A 17,494-nucleotide genomic window follows, 5' to 3' on the forward strand; every position below is an offset into this window, starting at 1 on the left:
GCCATGGCCTCCCATACCGCCGGTCCCGGCAACCCTTTCGGCATCCCGGGCCTCCAGCTTCCGGGCAGCGACGGCAACATTGCCAACCCGGTACTGCAAAGCATGGAAATGCTGCGCCAGGTCTGGGGCAGCCTGGGCGCCCTGCCGCAGGCAGCGCCGATCTCGCCCGCGATGGGGCTGGACGACCTGGACCGCCGCATCAACGACTTGCGCGCCGTCGAGAACTGGCTGAACCTGAACCTGACCATGTTGCGCGGAACCATCCAGGGCCTGGAGGTGCAGCGCGCCACCATCTCCACCCTGCGCTCGTTCGCGCAGACCGCCGGCCAGGCCTACGGCGGCGGCAGCGCCGATGCGCCGCCTTCGCCGCTGGAGGTCGCGCTGGGCCTGCGGCCCGCGCCGGCCAAGCCCGCCGCGAAGCCCGCCGCCCAGGACAAGCCGGACGCGGCTCCAAAGGCCGAGGAACAGGCGCCGCAGGCCTCGGCCAAGCCGGCCGAGGCGCCCGCCGCGAACCCCTGGTGGAACATGCTGCAGGACCAGTTCAATCGCATGGCGACCGCCGCCGCCGCGTCCATGCCCACGCCGCCCGCAGCCACGGCCAAGGCAGGCAACGGCAAGGCGAACGCGGCGCCCAGGAAGCCCACCGCCCAACCCGCCGCCAAGCGCGCCAGCACGGCCTCCCGGGCCCGCAAGCCCAAGGCCCGGCCATGACCCGGCCCGCCCGGCCGAACGCGGCAGCCGCCCGCCCCGTCACGGGCGGGGCGCCGCGCGGCGACAGCGGGGCGGCATCGTGAGTTCGCAGTTCCCCTGGGCCCACGCCACGCACCCCGACTGGCGCATGTCGGCCTCGCTGTGCCTGGCGCAGATCGAACGGGCCAGCCGCACCGGCGCGGGCGCCGGCGCGACGCTGGGCTTCCTGTACCTGACCGACCACCACGCCGCCGAGGCCGCCGACATCCTGGCCTTCCTGCGCGAGCGCACGGGCGTGACGCACTGGACCGGCGCGATAGGCGTGGGCATCGCGGCCGGCACCGCCGAATACATCGACGAACCCGCCATCGCGCTGATGCTGGCGGACTTCGCGCCCGACGACTTCCAGGTCTTCTCGGGCGCCACCCCGCCGCCCGAGCGGCTGGCGCGCACGCCCGACGGCCGCCGCGCCGCCTGGACCGCTCTGGTCCATGCCGACGCCGCCACGCCCGACCTGGCCGATCTGGTCCATGACATGCGCGGCAAGCTGGCCGGGGCGACCGTTTTCGGCGGCGTCTCCAGCAGCCGCCATCCGCAGACCACCATTGCCGACCGCGTCCTGTCCGGCGGCCTGTCGGGCGTGGTGCTGTCCGAGAACATCGCCGTCGCCAGCCGGGTCAGCCAGAGCTGCCAACCCATCGGGCCCGTGCACCGGGTAACCGAATCCGCTGGCCACCGGCTCAACCGCCTGGACGGTGTGCCCGCGCTGGACGTGCTGCTGCGGGACATGGGCGCGCCGGACATCCTGCAACGGCGCGGCACGCCGGCCGGCGCATCGCCCACGCCGGCGGCGGTGCAGATGCTGCAGGGCACCTTCGTCGGCATGGGCAGCGGCGACGCCTTCATGCATGGCGACTACCAGGTCCGGCCGCTGATCGGCGTCGATCCGCACGAGCGCGCGCTGGCCCTGGGCACCGACCTGGAAGCCGCCGACCACGTCGTGTTCTGCCGCCGCGACCGCGCAGCCGCGCAGGCCGACCTGATCCGTGCCTGCACCTCGCTGCGCGAACAGATCGAGTCCGGGCACGGCGGCATGGGCCGCGTGCGCGGCGCCCTCTACATCTCCTGCCTGGGCCGCACCGGCACCCTGTTCGGCGGCCCCTCGGCCGAGATGCAGCTGGTCCAGCAGCAACTGGGCGACCTGCCGCTGATCGGCCTGTACGCCAACGGCGAGATCTTCAAAGACCGGCTATATTGGTATGCGGGCGTACTGGCCGTCTTCCTCTGACGGCGCACCCGCCGGGAGCCGCATCATGAAGCCATCCCCACTCCCCCGCGCGGCCGCCGCGCCGCACCCGCTGCGCCGTGCCGCCATCGTGATGGCCGCGGTACTGCTGGCGGCAGCGGCGATGGCCGCGATGCCCCGCGCCGCCCGGGCCGAGACGCCGGCCGCGCCCGCGGCCGCCGGAGCCTGCCCCGCCCTGCTGGACGTGACCTTCCCCAAGCTCCAGGACGAATCGCCGCAGAACCTGTGCCAGTACCGGGGCAAGGTGCTGCTGGTGGTCAACACCGCCAGCTATTGCGGCTACACCTACCAATACGAAGGCCTGGAGCGCGTCTACGCCAAGTACCGCGACCGCGGGCTGGTGGTGCTGGCCTTCCCGTCCAACGACTTCGCGCAGGAAACCGGCTCCAAGGAACAGATCGCCGACCTGTGCTTCAACACCTACGGCGTCAAGTTCCCGATCTTCTCGAAGTCGGTGGTGTCGGGCAAGGATGCCAACCCGTTGTTCGCCTCGCTGGCCAGGACGACCGGCCAGCAGCCCAAGTGGAATTTCCACAAGTACCTCGTGGGCCGCGACGGCAAGCCCGTGGCCGCTTTCCCCAGCGCCGTCGAACCCACCGACGCGCGCATGACCCGCGAAATCGAAAAACTGCTGGCGGGCTGATCTACGACGCCGCGCCCTGCCCGGCCAGCGCCAGGCAGTCCTCGGCCAGCCGCAGCAGCCGCTCGCGCGCCTTGTCGCGCTGGGCCGGCGTGGCCATGTTGAAAAGATCGGCGGTCAGTTGCGCGCGGGCCCGTTCGCCCTCGTCATGGCGCGCCCGCACCGGTGGCGCGGACGGCGTTTCCAGGTCCGAGAAGAACGCCCGCAGGCGCGAGGCCGTCTGCGGCGGCGACTTGCCGCGGGCCGCCTCGTCCACGATGCCGACGAACGCCCGCTGCCTGTCCTGCCGCAGCGACAGGCGCCATGCCGCGTCCGTGCCACGCGCATCCACCCATTGCTCGAGATGGGTGCGCTGCTCGGGAGACAGCCGCCCCAGCCAGAACTGGTAGCGGTCCACCATCTGGTCGATGCGGCGCTTGCGCACCGCGCCCGCGTCGGCATCCACGTAGTCCTGGCGGAACTCGTCGTTGTTCTCGTCCAGGCGCGCCAGCAGCCGGCGGCGCTGCGCGGGGCCGAACTGGACCAGCACGTTGGCGAACTCGTCGGCCACCCGCCCGCCCAGAATCTGGAGGCGGCCTGTCACCTGTTGTTGCAAAGCCAGCAGTTCAGCCGCGCTGAGCGGCGCCGGATCCGCCAACCTGCGCTCGGCCGAGCGCAGAATGTCGGCATAGCGCGGCAATTCCTCGCGCCGGTGCCAGGCCAGCACCCGGTGCAGGCGGTCGCGGGCCGGCTGGCGCAGGCCGTCCGACAGGTCGAACCAGTCGTCCATGCGCCAGGCCAGGACCTTGTCCGCGCTGTTGTAGCCCAGCTTCACGCCGCTGCATGCGGCCACCAGGGCCAGGAAGACAACGATCAATACACTTCTGATCATATGTTCGTCTCGAAGCTGCCTTAAACTGCCACGCTTTCACCCATCTCCAACCGGAGTAGTGCTGCAAATGCTCAACATCGTGATCCTGGCCGCCGGCATGGGCAAGCGCATGAAGTCCGACCTGCCCAAGGTACTCCACGGGCTGGCGGGCCGCCCCATGCTGACCCACGTGCTCGGCGCCGCGCGGGCACTGGACCCCTCCCGCATCGTCCTGGTGGTCGGCCACGGCGCCGACACGGTCAAGCGCCACTACGAACAGGACACGGACCTCGGATTCGTTTTACAACAACCGCAGCTGGGCACGGGGCACGCCGTGCAACAAGCGGTACCCGAGCTGGCCGGCAGCGACGCCCCGGGCGACGTCACCCTGGTGCTGTATGGCGACGTGCCGCTGGTGAACAGCGACACCCTGAAACGGCTGCTGGATGCCCAGGCCTCGAAGCCCGGCGCGGTGGCCGTGCTGACGGTGGAGCTGGACGATGCCACCGGCTACGGCCGCATCGTGCGCAACGGCGCCGGCTCCATCGACCGGGTGGTCGAGCACAAGGACGCCTCGCCCGAGGAACGGGCCATACGCGAGATCAACACCGGCATCCTGGCCGCGCCCACCGCCGCGCTCAAGCGCTGGCTGGCCGCGCTGAAGAACGACAACGCCCAGGGCGAATACTACCTGACCGACATCATCGCGATGGCCGTGGCGGACGGCGTGCCGGTGCTGTCCGCCGCCCCCGGCCACGATTGGGAAACATTGGGCGTGAACAGCCGCGTGCAGCAGGCCGAACTGGAACGCATCTACCAGCGCGCCCAGGCCGAGCGCCAGCTGGAAGCGGGCGTCACGCTGGCCGACCCGGCCCGCTTCGACGTGCGCGGCAGCCTCCACTGCGGCCGCGACGTCTTCATCGACGTGGGCTGCGTTTTCGAGGGCAGCGTCGAACTGGCCGACGGCGTCTCGGTCGGGCCGAACTGCGTGCTGCGCGACGTGCGCATCGGCGCGGGCACCCGCGTGGCGGCCTTCAGCCACCTGGACGGCGCCGCCGTGGGCGCCGACGCCCGCATCGGCCCCTACGCGCGGCTGCGCCCCGGCACGCAACTGGGCGACCAGACGCACGTGGGCAACTTCGTCGAAATCAAGAACAGCAGCTTCGATGCCGGTTCCAAGGCCAACCACCTCAGCTACGTCGGCGACGCGACCGTGGGCGCGCGGGTGAACATCGGCGCCGGCACCATCACCTGCAACTACGACGGCGTCAACAAGTCGCGCACCGTGATCGAGGACGACGTCTTCATCGGCTCGGACACCCAGCTGGTCGCCCCCGTCACGGTGGGCCGGGGCGCCACGCTGGGCGCCGGCACCACGCTGACCAAGGATGCGCCCGCGGACAAGCTCACGCTGACCCGCGCCCCGCAGACGACGGTGGAAAGCTGGAAGCGGCCGGTCAAGAAGAAGTAAGGCCTCAGATCGCGACCCGCGTATCGAACTTGCTCCGGTGCACCGAAAAGAACGTGCGCACGTTGCGCACGTTGCCCTGGGCCGTGAACGCCCGGTGCGCCAGCGCATGGTAGGCGGCCATGTCGGGAACCTGCACCACCAGCACGAAATCCGGCCCCGTCGAGACCCGGTAGCATTGGGTCACGGCGGTTTCTTGCGCCATGGCGGCCTCGAATTCGGCCATGCGCTCGGCCGCCTGCACGTCCAGCGTGATCTCGACGATACCGGTCAGGCCCGCGCCCACCTTCTCGGGCGAGACGATAGCCACCTGTTTCTCGATCACCCCCTGCTCGATCAGGCGGCGGACGCGGCGCAGGCAGGTCGGCGCCGACACGTGCACGCGCGCGGCCAGCTCCTGGTTGGTCAGCGTCGCATCGTTCTGCAAAACCGACAGAATGCGCCGGTCGACGTCGTCGAGATCCACGGTCGCGCTCATGGTAGCCTAAGAGATGAAATTTTCCATAACTATTATGCTAATTTTTTCATAAAAATTCTTCCACCTGAAAAGACGAAATTTTCACGAAAAAATACCTAAAAATAGTAATTACATTTCTCCGCGAAAAGACCAGAATTGCGCCGAACCCGTTCATCAAGGACACAAGCACCATGTGTGGCATCGTCGGCGCCGTCGCCCAACGCGACATCGTTCCCGTTCTGATCGAAGGCCTGAAGCGCCTGGAGTACCGCGGCTATGATTCCTGCGGCGTGGCCGTCCACCTCGAGGGCGAACTGCGGCGCACCCGCAGCACCTCGCGCGTGGCCGAACTCGAATCGCTGATCGCGGGCGAGAAGGTGGCCGGCTTCACCGGCATCGCCCATACCCGCTGGGCCACCCATGGCGCCCCGGCCACCAACAACGCGCATCCGCACTTCTCGGCCGACCGCAACGGCCGCAGCCGCGTCGCGCTGGTGCACAACGGCATCATCGAGAACTACGAGGAACTGCGCACCGAACTGCAAGGCTACGGCTATGAGTTCGAAAGCCAGACCGACACCGAGGTCATCGCCCACCTGCTCAACCACCTGTACGACGGCGACCTGTTCGCCGCCATGCAGCAGACGGTCAAGCGCCTGCAGGGCGCCTACGCCATCGCCGCGTTCTGCCGCGACGAACCGCACCGCGTGGTCGGCGCCCGCCACGGCTCGCCGCTTATCGTCGGCCTGGGCGAGAACGAGAACTTCCTGGCCTCCGACGCGCTGGCCCTGGCCGGCACCACCAACAACATCATCTACCTGGAAGACGGCGACGTCGTCGACCTGCAACTCGCGCGCGTCTGGATCGTCGACGAGAACGGCCAGCCGGTCGAGCGCCCGGCCCGCGCCGTGATCGCGCACACCGCGGCGGCCGACCTGGGCCCCTACCGGCACTACATGCAGAAGGAAATCTTCGAGCAGCCGCGCGCCATCGGCGACACCCTGCAGGACATCGAGACCGTCACGCCCGAGCTGTTCGGCGACACCGCCGCCAGCGTCTTCGACCAGATCGACTCGGTGCTGATCCTGGCTTGCGGCACCAGCTATTACGCCGGCCTGACCGCCAAGTACTGGATCGAGGCCATCGCCCAGGTGCCCGTCGCCGTCGAGATCGCCAGCGAATACCGCTACCGCACCAGCGTGCCCAATCCGCGCAGCCTGGTCGTCACCATCTCGCAGTCGGGCGAAACCGCCGACACCCTGGCCGCGCTCAAGCACGCGCAGCAGCAGGGCATGAAGCACACCCTGACCATCTGCAACGTGGCCACCAGCGCCATGGTGCGCGAATGCACGCTGAACTTCCTGACCCGCGCGGGCGTGGAGATCGGCGTCGCGTCCACCAAGGCCTTCACCACCCAGCTCGTGGGCCTGTTCCTGCTGACGCTGGCGCTGGCCAAGAGCAAGGGCCGCCTGTCCGAGGAACAGGAAGCGGACCACATCCGCTCGCTGCGCCACCTGCCGGTCGCCATCCAGGCGGTGCTGGCCCTGGAGCCGCAGATCATCTCGTGGGCCGAGGAGTTCGTGCGCAAGGAAAACGCGCTGTTCCTGGGCCGCGGCATGCACTACCCGATCGCGCTCGAAGGCGCGCTCAAGCTCAAGGAAATCAGCTACATCCACGCCGAGGCCTATCCGGCCGGCGAACTCAAGCACGGTCCGCTGGCCCTGGTCACCGACCAGATGCCCGTGATCACCGTGGCGCCGCAGGACGCCCTGCTCAAGAAGCTGCAATCGAACATGCAGGAAGTGCGCGCGCGCGGCGGCCATCTGTACGTGTTCGCCGACGCGGGCAGCAACATCCGTTCGGAAACCGGCGTGCACGTGATCCGCATGCCCGAACACTACGGCTGGCTGTCGCCCATCCTGCACGTGGTGCCGATGCAGTTGCTGGCCTATCACACGGCCTGCGCGCGCGGCACCGACGTGGACAAGCCGCGCAACCTGGCCAAGAGCGTGACGGTGGAGTGATGCCACGGGGCCGGCGATACGGCCCCGCTACGCCTAGGCAGATGGCGGCGGCCTGATCCCGGCGGGGGCCGCCGCTTGGCACGCCTGCTCGCACAAGGGAAATTGCCGTATCTCCTGCACGGGCACATCGTCGCGATGCGCGCCGATCTAAGCCCGGCGGCCGGTCACCCTTTCCAGGACGGCGCGCGCCTCGTCGGCGCTGCCCCCCCGCCAGGCGACGATCTGGTCGGGCCGGATGAGCACCAGCGGCGCTTCGTACAACGCGCGCAGCGCGGGTGAGGCCAGCCGGACGGGCGTCAGGTCGATGGCCAGTTCATGCGCGGCGGCCTCGAAGCCGGCGTGCGGCGCCTCGTCCTCGCCCAGCACCAGCAGCGTCCATTCGCGGTGGAACAGGTCGAACAGCGACCGGCCGTCCTCCAGCCACATGTGCGGCGGGCGGCCGCCGGGACTGGCGGTAGGAATGTACTGGTTGGGCTCGTCCGGCGGCGGCGGCACGCCGTCGCCCACGATGATGGGCGAGCCGTCGTAGCGGCCGCCGAACGTGACGCCGGGAATGTTGAACTCCAGCCGCGCATGCTCGTCCAGGTGGCGCGCGGCCGCCGCGCGCTCGGCCTCGCCTTGCGGCGTGTCCGCTTCCAGCACGGCCCTGGCCTGGAACAGGCCCACCGAATCGGCGAAGCGCCGGGCAAAGCCGGTATTGCGCTCGGCCAGCGGCCTGCGCTCGGCCTCGTAGCTGTCCAGCAGCGCTGGCGGTGCCTGCCCCTTCAGCACGCTGGCAAGCTTCCAGGCCAGGTTCACCGCATCCTCGACCGCCGTGTTGTAGCCCAGGCCGCCGGTGGGCGTGAACAGATGCGCCGCGTCGCCGGCGATGAACACGCGGCCGCGGCGAAAGCGCCGGGCGACCAGCGCGTGGCCGGCCAGCCAGGTGCCCATGGACAGGATCTCCATCGGCACGCCCATCCCCACCGCTTCGGCGAAGATGCGGCGGGCGTCCGCCTCGGTCCAGCTTTCCGGGTTCTCTCCGGGGTGGACCGCCGCATGGAAGGCGAACTCGGCCACGCCGTCCACCGACGCCATGAAGGCGCGCCGCTGATGGTTGACCGCGACGTACATCCAGGCCTTGGGATGGGGCAGCCTGGACAGGAAGTCGGGCGAGCGCAGGTAGATGGCGAACATCTTGCCGCCCATGAACTCGCGCTGGATGCCCGTCTCTCCCCCCCACTCCACCCCCAGTTGCCCCCTGACGAAGCTGCGCGCGCCGTCGGCGCCCACCAGGAACTTCGCTTTCACCTCCACGGGTTCGCCGCCCTCCATGGGCTGCACCCGCGCGGCGATGCCATCGTCCTCTTCACGGAATTGCTTCAAGGCCCACCCATAGCGCAGGTCGATCGACGGCCAGGCCTGCGCATGCCGCCGAAGCGCCGATTCGACGAATTTCTGCGACACGCGGTGCGGCAGTTCGGCGGCGCTCCAGGAGCCCGTCATCGTCTTGATCCGCACCGCGGCCTCGGCGGCGGTGGGCAGCTTGATGCGCGCGAGCTCGTGGCCCGCGTAGCGCGTGAAGTAGGCGATGTCCGTGGGATGGTCGGCCGGCAGTCCCAACGCCCGGATCTCGTGCGCGAAACCCAGCCGGCGGAAGTGCTCCATGGTGCGGGCCTGGGTGGCATTGGCCTGCGGATTGAAGGCCGTGCCGGGCTTGGCGTCCACGACCAGGCAGCGCACGCCGCGCGGCCCCAGTTCGTTCGCCAGCATCAGTCCGCACGGGCCGCCCCCGGCGACCAGCACATCGACCTCGAGCCGGGCCGGCCCCCGGACAGTAGACTGTGCGCCGTCAAGCATCGTATGTATCCTTCTTCGGGTGGCCCGGTTCGATTTATTTAGGTTACCAAAGCAAATAACCCCGCACAATCCGATTCGATCCCGTGAAAACCCTTGATAGCAACGCCTACCGCTGGCGCACCCACAATCCCGGCCGCGTGCTCAACAGTGCCTTGCGCCGCTTCGAGCAGCGCGTCATGGACCTGATGACCGAGGCGGGACACGCCGAAACGCGCCGCTGGCACGTGAACCTGACGCGCCACCTGGACCTGGAGGGCACGCGCATCACCGATCTGGCCCGGCGCTCGGCCATGACCAACGCGGCGATGAACGAATTGATAGGACAATGCGAGGAACTGGGCCTGGTGGAACGCGTGGCCGATCCGGCGGACAAGCGGGCCCGCATCGTGCGCTTCACGCCCGCGGGGCTGGCGTGGCTGGATGATTTCGGGCGGGCCGTGGCGGTGGCCCAGGAAGAGATGGTCAAGGAAGTCGGCAGCCGCAGCCTGTCGGTCCTGTTGAAGGACCTGGCCGCCTACGCCGCGTCGGTCGACTAGCTGGGAGCCGGCCCTTTCGCCGGCTCCCCTCCCTACTTCAAGTCCTCCTCCAGCCCCAGCAGCTTGAGCGCGTTCAGCAGGTAGATCTTCTTCTTGTCGTCTTCGGCAAGATCCAGCGACTCGATCGAGCGTATGCCCTCGCGGATGAACATCGGTCCTTCCTCGGGATCGAACGGGCAGTCGCTGGCGAACACCACCTTGTCGCTGCCGAAGAAGTCCAGCCCGCAGCGCAGGGCCGAGGCCGAGCCGCCCAGCACGGTGTCGGCGTAAAACATCTTGAAGTAGTCGATGGGCTTCTTCGCCATGCGATCGAGCAGGCCGTTGTAGTCGTCCTCGACGCTGCGGCTTCCCAGCTGGGCCCACAGCGTCTCGGCGCGGCCGCCGAAGTAGGGAATCATCGCGCCGCAGTGGTGCGTGATGATGCGCAGCTCCGGCAGGCGGTCGAACATCTGCGAGAACACCATGCGCGCCATGGCCACGCTGGTCGCGTACGGCCAGCCCAGGACCTGCCAGATCTCGAACCGGGACTTGTCCTCGGCGGGATAGTCGGCCTGCGACGCCGGGCGGAACGGATGCATCCAGACCGGAATGCCGTGGACCCTGGTCGCCCGCTCGAACACGGGGAAGAACTCCGGATCGTCCAGCGGACGGCCGTTGACGCTGGTGGTGACCTGGATGCCGCGCGCGCCCAGCGTCGTCACGGCCCGATCCATTTCCTCGAGCGCGGCGGGCACGTTGTTCATGGGCAGGGCCGCCACGAACGCGGGAAATACCTGGGGCGAACGCGCCACGATCGCCGCCATGTCATCGTTGGCGACGCGGGCGAAGCCGGGCGACTGGTCGGCATTGCCCAGGGCCTCGGGCGGCGGCAGCGCCAGGGTCAGCACCTGCTGCACTTCCGGCCACTGCGACAGCATCTCCATCCGGGCGTCCATGTCCCACAGCATGCGCAGGTTGCTCATGCGCTTGATAAGGCCCGGATCCTTGGCATGCTCCTTCATCAGCTCCAGGTAGCGCCGCGGCATGATGTGGCTGTAGATGTCGATCTTTCTCATGGTTTTCCGTCTCCCTGGCCTCTACGCGAGGCGCGCCGCCATTTCTTCCACCCGCATCACGTCGCCGAAGTTCTCGATGAATCCCGACAGCGCGGCCACGTGCGCGGACGCCAGTTTTCCCGCCAGCGCATCGGCCAGCATGATGGTCTTGAAGTTCAGCATCATGGCGTCGCGTCCGGTGGACTCGCAGCACACGTTGGTGACCGTGCCGGCGATCAGCACCGTATCGATGCCACGTCCGCGCAGGTCGGACTCCAGCGGCGACGAACCGTGGACCAGGGCGCTGAAGGTGCGTTTGGTGACCTGCAGGTCCTGCGGCTCCACCTCCAGGCCGCTCCACAGGGCGAAGCCGTCGCTGCCCGGCTTGAGCCCGGCCCTGCGGCCACGCTCCTGCTGCGGCGTCAGCAGGTGGTCGTGCATGACGGACCAGAACTTTTCCGCCCCGTCGGACGAGGTCGAGACCCAGACCACCGTGCCGCCGCGGCTGCGCACCACGCGCGCGGCCTCGTTGACCTTGGGCACGATCTCGCGGGCGGCGGGCACGGAGCTGGGATACTCCGGCTTCATGAAGTAATTCTGCAGATCGATGACCACCAGGGCCGTGTTGGCCGCGGCGATGGTCTCGTAGGCATGCAGGCGGCCGCGGCGGGCCACCACACGATCGATGATTTCCTGGCTGATGCCGTACATGCGGCGCTCCTTTCTCGGATTGTTCTCAGTCCACGCTGATGCGGGCCGCCTTCACCACCGCCTGCCAGCGCGCCAGTTCCGCGCGCAGGTGCGCGGCCAGCCGCTCGGGCGACCCCCCGGCCGGATCGATGCCCTGCTGCCGCAGGGTGGCCACGACCTCGGGACGGGCCAGCGCCTCGTTGACCTCGCGATTGAGCCGGTCCACGGCGCTCCGAGGGGTGCCGGCGGGCGCCAGCAGTCCGTACCAGACACCGACCTCCACCTTGGGCAGGCCCTGCTCGCGCAGGGTGGGCACGTCCGGCAGGCCGGGGAAACGCCCGGCGCTCATCACCCCCAGCACCTTGACCTTGCCGCCCGTGGCCAGCGGCAGCACGGTGTCTATCGGCACGACCATGGCCGAGATGTGGCCGCCGGCCAGGTCGGTCACGGCGCCCCCGGTGCTCTTGTAGGGCACGTGGAACAGGTCGACGCCGGCCTCCAGCTTGAACAGTTCCATGGCCAGGTGCTGCGGCGTACCGTTGCCGGGAGACGCGTAATTGATGGCGCCGGGCGTCGCCTTGGCGAGCTTGATCAGTTCCGGCACCGACGCGGCCTTGAGCGTCGGCGCCACCGCCAGGGTCATCGCGCCGGTGCTGAGCAGGCCGATGGGTTCGAAGCTCTTGACCGGATCGTAGGGCAGCGTGCGGTTGACCGCCGCGTTGGTGGCGAAGGTGGTGGCGGCCAGGAGCAGCGTGCGGCCGTCGGGCGCGGCGCGCGCGACGTGGTCGGCGCCGATGTTGCCGCTGGCGCCCGGCCGGTTCTCGACGATGACCGGCGTCCCCATCTGCGCCGCCAGCTGCCGTCCGAGCACACGGGCGATCACGTCCACGCCCGTTCCCGCCGACGTCGCGACGACAATGGTGGTCGGCGGGCCGGATTGTGCCTGCGCGGGCAGGCTGGCCGCGCAGCACGCGGCGGCGAACGTCAGGTACAGGTATCGCATGTCGGCTCCTCAGTCTCCCGCCAGCGCTACCGTCAGCGGATCGTAGGAATACAGCCACTGCGCGCGGCTCTTGTTCATGTCCTTGCGCTGGAAGGCCAGGCGCATCTCGTTCTCGTCCTCGATGCGGTAGAGATCGCGGTTCTCGGCCGATTCGCGCACCACGGCCGCGGTGCGGTCCATGCGGCTGTTCTGGTAGCTGCGCAGCGCGCCGGCGACGCTGCCATGCTCGTTCAGGCAGCGCGCCAGCACCGCGCCGTCCTCGATGGCCATGGCCGCCCCAGAGGCCAGGTAAGGCAAGGTGGGATGCGCGGCATCGCCCAGCAGCGTCGCCCTGCCGGTGCTCCAGTTGTCCACCGGCGTGCGGTCGTTCAAGGCATAGCGGTAGCAGCCATCGCGGTCGATGGCGTCGATCACCGTCTGTATGGTGGGATGCCAGCCTTCGAAGTCAGCCTTTAGATCGGCCCAGGGCCGCCGCTGCGTCCACGATTCGTTCTCGGGCTGCGCATGCTCGACCAGCCCGACGAAGTTCATCAGCTTGCCGGCGCGCAGGTAATACATCACGGCGTGCTTCTTCGGCCCGCACCATACCGTGGACACGGTATCCATGATGCCGGCGGGCAGGCGGTCCGTCGGAATCACCGCGCGCCAGGCGATGTCGCCGGTGTAGCTGACCGGGGTGGCCCCCAGGATCTGCGCGCGTATGGCCGACTTGATGCCGTCCGCGCCCACCAGGACCTCGCCCGTGGCGCGCGTGCCGTCGGCCAGCCGCAGCGTGACGCCGTCGGCGGTCTCGTCGAAGCCTTCCGCCCGCGCGTTCAGCGCGATGCATTCCGGATCCAGCGCCAGCACCGCCTTGGCCAGCAGCTCGTGCAGGTCGGCGCGATGGATGTGGAAGTACGGCGCGCCGTTCGCCTGTTCATGCTGCGCGCCGAGCGGGATGCGATGCATCATCTCGGCCGTGTCGAAGCGCCGGAACTCGAACGCCAGCGGCCGCACCACGGTCTTCTCGAGCTCCTCACGCAGCCCGAGGTCGTACAACACCTTGACCGCGTTGGCGCTGGACTGGATGCCGGCGCCGATCTCGCCCAGAGCGGGCGCCTGTTCGTACACGCGCACGGGAAAGCCGCGCTTGAGCAGGCTGGCGGCGGCGGTCAGGCCGCCGATGCCGGCGCCGACGATGATGATTCGGGGTTTCTGGTCTTTCTTCATGTCATTCAATCCGCGCTGATGCGGGCCTTCCTGATCACATCCGCCCAACGGGCGTGTTCGGTGGAAACCAGCTGGCCGAAGGCCTCCGGCGTGCCGGAGGCGACGGTCAGCCCCTGCTTGTCCAGGCTTTGCTGGACGTCCGGCATGGCCAGTACCTGGTTGATCTCGCGGTTCAGGGCCGTCGCGATGGCCTGGGGCGTCCTGGCGGGGGCCAGCATGCCGAACCACAGGTCGACGTCGGCCCCGCGCACGCCCTGCTCGGCCAGCGTGGGCACGTCGGGCATCACCTGGATGCGGCGCGGCTGGGTGGCGGCCAACACACGCAGCTTGCCGGACTGTTTGAGCCCCAGCGCGGTGTTGGCCGGCAGGATCATGGCCTGCACCTGCCCGCCCAGCAGGTCCGTGACGGCGCCGGCCGATCCGCTATAGGGCACGTGCATGATGTCCACGCCGGCATGCAGCTTGAACAATTCCATCGCCAGGTGCTGCGGCGTGCCCTTGCCCGGCGATGCGTAGCCGTACTGGCCCGGCCTGGACCGGAAAGCCTTGATCGCCTCGTCCAGCGTGGCGGCCGGGAAGGCCGGATTCACCGCGAACACCAGCGCGCCGACCGCCACCTGCCCGATCGGGACGAAGCTGGTCCGCGGGTCGTAGGGCACGCTTTTGAAAAGGCTGGGGTTCATCACGAAGGTGCTGACCGTCATCAGCAGCGTGTGCCCGTCCGCGGCGGCATTGGCGACGTATCCCGTGCCGATGTTGCCGCTGGCGCCGGGGCGGTTCTCGACGATGACCGGCTGCCCCAGCCGCTGCGCGAGCCTGGGACTGATCGTGCGCGCCAGGGTGTCCATGCTGGTGCCCGGCGTGTAGGGCACGACGATGGTGATCGGCCGTTCGGGCCACGCGGCCCGCGCCGTGCCCGTCCAGGGCAGCAGCGCGGCGGCGAGCGACACCGCCAGCAAGGTACGGCGCGGGAACATTGAGTTGGTCATTTGCTGTCTCCTTTCGTCACCGCTCCAGCGGACCGCCGGCCAGCCAGCTCGCGCCGCGCCGGTACAGCGTCTGCACCGCCTCTCCCGTGAGCATGGGCATGTCCATCTTGACCCGGTAGCCGATGCGGGTCTGGATGTAGGCCAGGTGCCGATACCCCTCGGGCATGCGCGCCAGCTCGTCCTGGTCCAGGGTCAGCTTCGCGCCCGGATCCACCGGGTCGACGCGGTCCTTCTCGTAGATGGGCTGGCGATGCAAGAGCTGCCATCGGCCCTCGTGCCTGACCAGGAAGTCGTAGAAGCGGCCCGTGCACACCACGTCGCACGGCACACCGTCGATGGGGCCGCGCTGGGAGATGGTCATCTTGGTCTGGGCAATGGCGCGGTCACCCTGGACCTCGATCGCCGAGCCGCCCAGGAAGTGAAGAATGCTTACGCCCTTGTCCCACCCTTCGCGCGTGACGCGGATGAAATCGGCGTAAGGCCCCTGGAACCAGGTGGCCATCATGACGCCCTCCGGATGCCAGACGGTGGCGAACCGTTCCCAGTCCCCGGCATCGCGCCACACCGCCCATCGTTCCACCAACTGCCGGATTTCCCGCTCGTCGTTCCAGGCGTCGCTCATGTCGTCTCCTCTTCTCGTGATCGATGGCCCAGCCTTGCGCCGGACAAGCCGGGTCCCTTCGGCTTGTCGCTTCGAAGCCGAACCGCGACGCTCCTGCCGGAGCGGAGGGGGAGATGGGAAAGGGCCTGGAACGGCGCATGTTCCGGGCGTTTTGTGTATGCGGCAGATTCTAGGAACCGCATGTTAATTTGTCTAATATATCTCTTATATCTATTGATTTTCTGACCTTATGAATCTGAGCATCCGGCACTTCAAGGCGTTCCTCTGCATCGTGCAGACACGAAGCTTCACGCGCGCCGCGGAACAGCTGCACATCAGCCAGCCGGGGCTCAGCCTGATGATGCAGGACGTCGAAGGCCAGCTCTCGTGCCGCCTGTTCGAACGCACGACGCGATCAGTCCGCCTGACGGCGGCGGGGCAACGGCTGCTGCCGGTCGCGCAGCAGGTCGTGGACGAGGTCGAGACCATCGCGCCCGTCCTGAGCCAGCTTTCCGAGACGCGCCGCCGCACGCTGCGCGTGGGCGTGCCGCCCATCTTCTCGGCCAGCGTCATGCCCCACGTCTACATGCGCCTGCGCAAGACCCAGCCCACGCTCGATCTCCATATCCTGGACCTGCCCAAACCCGAGGTCGAACGCCAGGTGCAGAGCGGCGAACTCGATTGCGGGCTGGGCGTCTTCCCCAAACGCGTGCTCGAGGTCTCCCGCCGGCCGCTGTTCGAATTCGATTTCGTCTACCTGGAATCCCGCGCGGCGCCCTTCCGCTCCAGGGCGAAAGGCAGGAACGCCAAGCGGATACGCTGGGACGAACTGCCGGCGGTGCCTTTCGTCGAACTCCATCCGGCGCAGGACCTGCAGCAGCAGATCAACAAGTGCCGCGCCGCCCGCGGCATGGCGCGCACCGACGGCATCCGCATGAACCGGCTCGAATCCCTGATCGGCATGGCGGCGGCCGGCGTGGGGCCGACCATCATCCCGACGTTCGCCGCCCCGATCGGCACGGAATTCCAGGTGGCGACCGCGCTGCTGACCGATCCCGTCCTGACGCTGGACTTCCATCTGATCATCAAGCGCGGCCGCGAGCAGCCCGCCGTGCTGGAGGCATTCACCCGCACCCTGCTCGAAGTGATCGAGGAACGCCGCGACCGGATCTACCGCACCGCGGGCAAGGACTGGAGCTAGGACCGCGCGGCCGGCGTCCTGCGGTCGTGGCGCGGGAAGTTCTCGCGCAGGAAATCGGCGAACGCTTCCGCCGCCGGCGACAAGGTCCGCTGCCGATGCCGCATCAGCGCGATCGGACGCTGGATCCGCTGCGGCTCGAACGGCTGCATCGCCACGTCGGCGAACTTCTGGACGATGGGCCGCGCATGGCCGGGAATCAGTGACAGCCCCAGCCCGGCATCCACCATGCCGATGGCGGTCCAGACGAACGCGACTTCGCACGCGGGCGTAAGCCGCACGCCGACCTGCGCGGCATGGTAGTCGACCAGGTAGCGGGTGGAGTTGTGTTCCCCCAGCGCGATGAAGGGATGGGCGGCGATGTCCTTCCACGTTGGACGGCGCCGGGGCCCCCAGCCGTAGCTGCGGGGATGGATCAGCAGCAGATCGTCGGTCAGCAGGGGTTCCGCGGCGACGAAGGGCGTATCGGCCGGCAGCACGCCCAGCGCGAGATCGACCTCGCCGCTGGCGACAAGATCGATGATTTCGCCGCCCGGCGTATCGCGCAGGACGATGGTGATGTGCGGATACCGCGCCTTGAACGTGCCGATCAGGCGCGGCACCAGCAGCGAGGATTGCAGCGGCGAGCAGGCGAAGCGCACGCGTCCCCGGCGGCGGTCGGCCAGTTCGCGCGAACCGGCGATGGCCGCGCCCAGGTCCTGCAGGACGCGGGCGGCGACGGGATGCAGTTCGGCTCCCGCTTCGGTCATGCGCACCGACCTCGTGGTCCGGTCGAGCAGTTTGAGCCCCAGCTCCGACTCAAGCTCGCGTACCAGCAGGCTGACCGCGGACTGGGACAGGTTGAGCAGGGTGGCGGCCGAGGTGAAGCTGCGCGATTCGGCCACGCAGACGAAGGCCCGCAGCTGCTTCAGGGACAGATTCCCCAGCGAGGCGTGGAAACTCATTGGTCAACCTCATCAA

The 17,494-nt window shown here is 68.7% G+C and carries 17 protein-coding genes; 7 read left to right on the forward strand and 10 right to left on the reverse strand.

Going from position 1 to position 17,494, the window contains the following annotated elements; translation table 11 throughout:
• The first annotated feature begins 3 nt into the window (after window positions 1-3).
• The 3 genes from WKR98_RS02025 (at window position 4) to WKR98_RS02035 (ending at window position 2,639) form a co-directional block, all read left to right on the forward strand.
• A complete protein-coding gene (locus WKR98_RS02025) occupies window positions 4-711 on the forward strand; it encodes a PhaM family polyhydroxyalkanoate granule multifunctional regulatory protein (RefSeq protein ID WP_341431880.1) in 708 nt (235 codons plus the stop codon).
• 79 nt (window positions 712-790) lie between these two features.
• The gene (locus WKR98_RS02030) at window positions 791-1,978 is read left to right on the forward strand and encodes an FIST signal transduction protein (RefSeq protein ID WP_124691639.1); all 1,188 of its coding nucleotides are present in this window, start codon (window positions 791-793) and stop codon (window positions 1,976-1,978) included.
• Window positions 1,979-2,003: 25 nt separating this feature from the next.
• Window positions 2,004-2,639 (forward strand): glutathione peroxidase, encoded by a 636-nt coding sequence (locus tag WKR98_RS02035; protein WP_341431881.1) that lies wholly within the window; start codon window positions 2,004-2,006, stop codon window positions 2,637-2,639.
• Window position 2,640: 1 nt separating this feature from the next.
• On the opposite strand, the gene WKR98_RS02040 is transcribed toward WKR98_RS02035, so the two are convergent.
• Window positions 2,641-3,507 (reverse strand): DUF6279 family lipoprotein, encoded by an 867-nt coding sequence (locus WKR98_RS02040; RefSeq protein WP_341431882.1) that lies wholly within the window; start codon window positions 3,505-3,507, stop codon window positions 2,641-2,643.
• A gap of 67 nt (window positions 3,508-3,574) precedes the next feature.
• Here WKR98_RS02040 and glmU point away from each other — a divergent pair, with 67 nt between their 5' ends.
• Window positions 3,575-4,957, forward strand: coding sequence for a bifunctional UDP-N-acetylglucosamine diphosphorylase/glucosamine-1-phosphate N-acetyltransferase GlmU (gene glmU, locus WKR98_RS02045; protein ID WP_124691642.1), 1,383 nt, complete (start codon window positions 3,575-3,577; stop codon window positions 4,955-4,957).
• Between the two features lie 4 nt (window positions 4,958-4,961).
• Here glmU and WKR98_RS02050 read toward each other — a convergent pair whose 3' ends face one another.
• Window positions 4,962-5,432, reverse strand: a complete 471-nt coding sequence (locus WKR98_RS02050; RefSeq protein ID WP_124691643.1) for an Lrp/AsnC family transcriptional regulator — start codon at window positions 5,430-5,432, stop codon at window positions 4,962-4,964.
• 170 nt (window positions 5,433-5,602) lie between these two features.
• Between WKR98_RS02050 and glmS the strand changes: the two genes are divergently transcribed.
• Entirely contained in the window at window positions 5,603-7,435 is a 1,833-nt protein-coding gene (gene glmS / locus WKR98_RS02055) for a glutamine--fructose-6-phosphate transaminase (isomerizing) (protein ID WP_124691644.1), read from the forward strand.
• A 147-nt stretch (window positions 7,436-7,582) separates the two neighbouring features.
• Here the strand turns inward: glmS and WKR98_RS02060 are convergent, their stop codons facing one another.
• On the reverse strand, window positions 7,583-9,274 hold the full coding sequence (locus WKR98_RS02060) for an FAD-dependent oxidoreductase (protein ID WP_341431883.1): 1,692 nt from the start codon (window positions 9,272-9,274) through the stop codon (window positions 7,583-7,585).
• An 83-nt stretch (window positions 9,275-9,357) separates the two neighbouring features.
• Between WKR98_RS02060 and WKR98_RS02065 the strand changes: the two genes are divergently transcribed.
• Window positions 9,358-9,810, forward strand: a complete 453-nt coding sequence (locus WKR98_RS02065) for a MarR family winged helix-turn-helix transcriptional regulator (protein WP_238160207.1) — start codon at window positions 9,358-9,360, stop codon at window positions 9,808-9,810.
• Between the two features lie 32 nt (window positions 9,811-9,842).
• Here the strand turns inward: WKR98_RS02065 and WKR98_RS02070 are convergent, their stop codons facing one another.
• The 6 genes from WKR98_RS02070 to WKR98_RS02095 are packed head-to-tail and all read right to left on the reverse strand — an operon-like array spanning window position 9,843 to window position 15,357.
• Window positions 9,843-10,865 carry an amidohydrolase family protein gene (locus tag WKR98_RS02070; protein ID WP_341431884.1) on the reverse strand — a complete coding sequence of 341 codons (1,023 nt, stop codon included), beginning with the start codon at window positions 10,863-10,865 and terminating at the stop codon, window positions 9,843-9,845.
• 21 nt (window positions 10,866-10,886) lie between these two features.
• Window positions 10,887-11,555 carry a cysteine hydrolase gene (locus WKR98_RS02075; RefSeq protein WP_341431885.1) on the reverse strand — a complete coding sequence of 223 codons (669 nt, stop codon included), beginning with the start codon at window positions 11,553-11,555 and terminating at the stop codon, window positions 10,887-10,889.
• Between the two features lie 25 nt (window positions 11,556-11,580).
• A complete protein-coding gene (locus WKR98_RS02080; protein WP_341431886.1) occupies window positions 11,581-12,537 on the reverse strand; it encodes a Bug family tripartite tricarboxylate transporter substrate binding protein in 957 nt (318 codons plus the stop codon).
• Between the two features lie 9 nt (window positions 12,538-12,546).
• Window positions 12,547-13,746: an FAD-dependent monooxygenase gene (locus tag WKR98_RS02085; RefSeq protein WP_341431887.1), complete on the reverse strand. Its 1,200-nt coding sequence runs from the start codon at window positions 13,744-13,746 to the stop codon at window positions 12,547-12,549.
• Window positions 13,747-13,751: 5 nt separating this feature from the next.
• Window positions 13,752-14,735 carry a tripartite tricarboxylate transporter substrate binding protein gene (locus WKR98_RS02090; RefSeq protein WP_341431888.1) on the reverse strand — a complete coding sequence of 328 codons (984 nt, stop codon included), beginning with the start codon at window positions 14,733-14,735 and terminating at the stop codon, window positions 13,752-13,754.
• 16 nt (window positions 14,736-14,751) lie between these two features.
• Window positions 14,752-15,357: a nuclear transport factor 2 family protein gene (locus WKR98_RS02095; protein WP_341431889.1), complete on the reverse strand. Its 606-nt coding sequence runs from the start codon at window positions 15,355-15,357 to the stop codon at window positions 14,752-14,754.
• Between the two features lie 229 nt (window positions 15,358-15,586).
• Between WKR98_RS02095 and WKR98_RS02100 the strand changes: the two genes are divergently transcribed.
• Complete coding sequence (locus WKR98_RS02100; RefSeq protein WP_341431890.1) at window positions 15,587-16,537, forward strand: LysR family transcriptional regulator; 951 nt, start codon at window positions 15,587-15,589, stop codon at window positions 16,535-16,537.
• Here WKR98_RS02100 and WKR98_RS02105 read toward each other — a convergent pair.
• Entirely contained in the window at window positions 16,534-17,478 is a 945-nt protein-coding gene (locus WKR98_RS02105; RefSeq protein ID WP_341431891.1) for a LysR family transcriptional regulator, read from the reverse strand. The two genes, WKR98_RS02100 and WKR98_RS02105, sit on opposite strands and share 4 nt — an antisense overlap.
• Between the last annotated feature and the right edge of the window lie 16 nt (window positions 17,479-17,494).

Origin of the sequence: Pigmentiphaga sp. YJ18, assembly GCF_038066655.1 — a bacterium.
Lineage (GTDB): Bacteria > Pseudomonadota > Gammaproteobacteria > Burkholderiales > Burkholderiaceae_B > Pigmentiphaga.

What these genes read in the sequence shown, in the direction of transcription:
- WKR98_RS02025 (WP_341431880.1), top strand. Translation starts at nt 4, where the DNA reads ATGGCCTCCCATACCGCCGGTCCCGGCAACCCTTTCGGCATCCCGGGC.
- WKR98_RS02035 (WP_341431881.1), top strand. Translation starts at nt 2,004, where the DNA reads ATGAAGCCATCCCCACTCCCCCGCGCGGCCGCCGCGCCGCACCCGCTG.
- WKR98_RS02040 (WP_341431882.1), bottom strand. Translation starts at nt 3,507, where the DNA reads ATGATCAGAAGTGTATTGATCGTTGTCTTCCTGGCCCTGGTGGCCGCA.
- glmU (WP_124691642.1), top strand. Translation starts at nt 3,575, where the DNA reads ATGCTCAACATCGTGATCCTGGCCGCCGGCATGGGCAAGCGCATGAAG.
- WKR98_RS02050 (WP_124691643.1), bottom strand. Translation starts at nt 5,432, where the DNA reads ATGAGCGCGACCGTGGATCTCGACGACGTCGACCGGCGCATTCTGTCG.
- glmS (WP_124691644.1), top strand. Translation starts at nt 5,603, where the DNA reads ATGTGTGGCATCGTCGGCGCCGTCGCCCAACGCGACATCGTTCCCGTT.
- WKR98_RS02060 (WP_341431883.1), bottom strand. Translation starts at nt 9,274, where the DNA reads ATGCTTGACGGCGCACAGTCTACTGTCCGGGGGCCGGCCCGGCTCGAG.
- WKR98_RS02070 (WP_341431884.1), bottom strand. Translation starts at nt 10,865, where the DNA reads ATGAGAAAGATCGACATCTACAGCCACATCATGCCGCGGCGCTACCTG.
- WKR98_RS02075 (WP_341431885.1), bottom strand. Translation starts at nt 11,555, where the DNA reads ATGTACGGCATCAGCCAGGAAATCATCGATCGTGTGGTGGCCCGCCGC.
- WKR98_RS02080 (WP_341431886.1), bottom strand. Translation starts at nt 12,537, where the DNA reads ATGCGATACCTGTACCTGACGTTCGCCGCCGCGTGCTGCGCGGCCAGC.
- WKR98_RS02085 (WP_341431887.1), bottom strand. Translation starts at nt 13,746, where the DNA reads ATGAAGAAAGACCAGAAACCCCGAATCATCATCGTCGGCGCCGGCATC.
- WKR98_RS02090 (WP_341431888.1), bottom strand. Translation starts at nt 14,735, where the DNA reads ATGACCAACTCAATGTTCCCGCGCCGTACCTTGCTGGCGGTGTCGCTC.
- WKR98_RS02095 (WP_341431889.1), bottom strand. Translation starts at nt 15,357, where the DNA reads ATGAGCGACGCCTGGAACGACGAGCGGGAAATCCGGCAGTTGGTGGAA.
- WKR98_RS02100 (WP_341431890.1), top strand. Translation starts at nt 15,587, where the DNA reads ATGAATCTGAGCATCCGGCACTTCAAGGCGTTCCTCTGCATCGTGCAG.
- WKR98_RS02105 (WP_341431891.1), bottom strand. Translation starts at nt 17,478, where the DNA reads ATGAGTTTCCACGCCTCGCTGGGGAATCTGTCCCTGAAGCAGCTGCGG.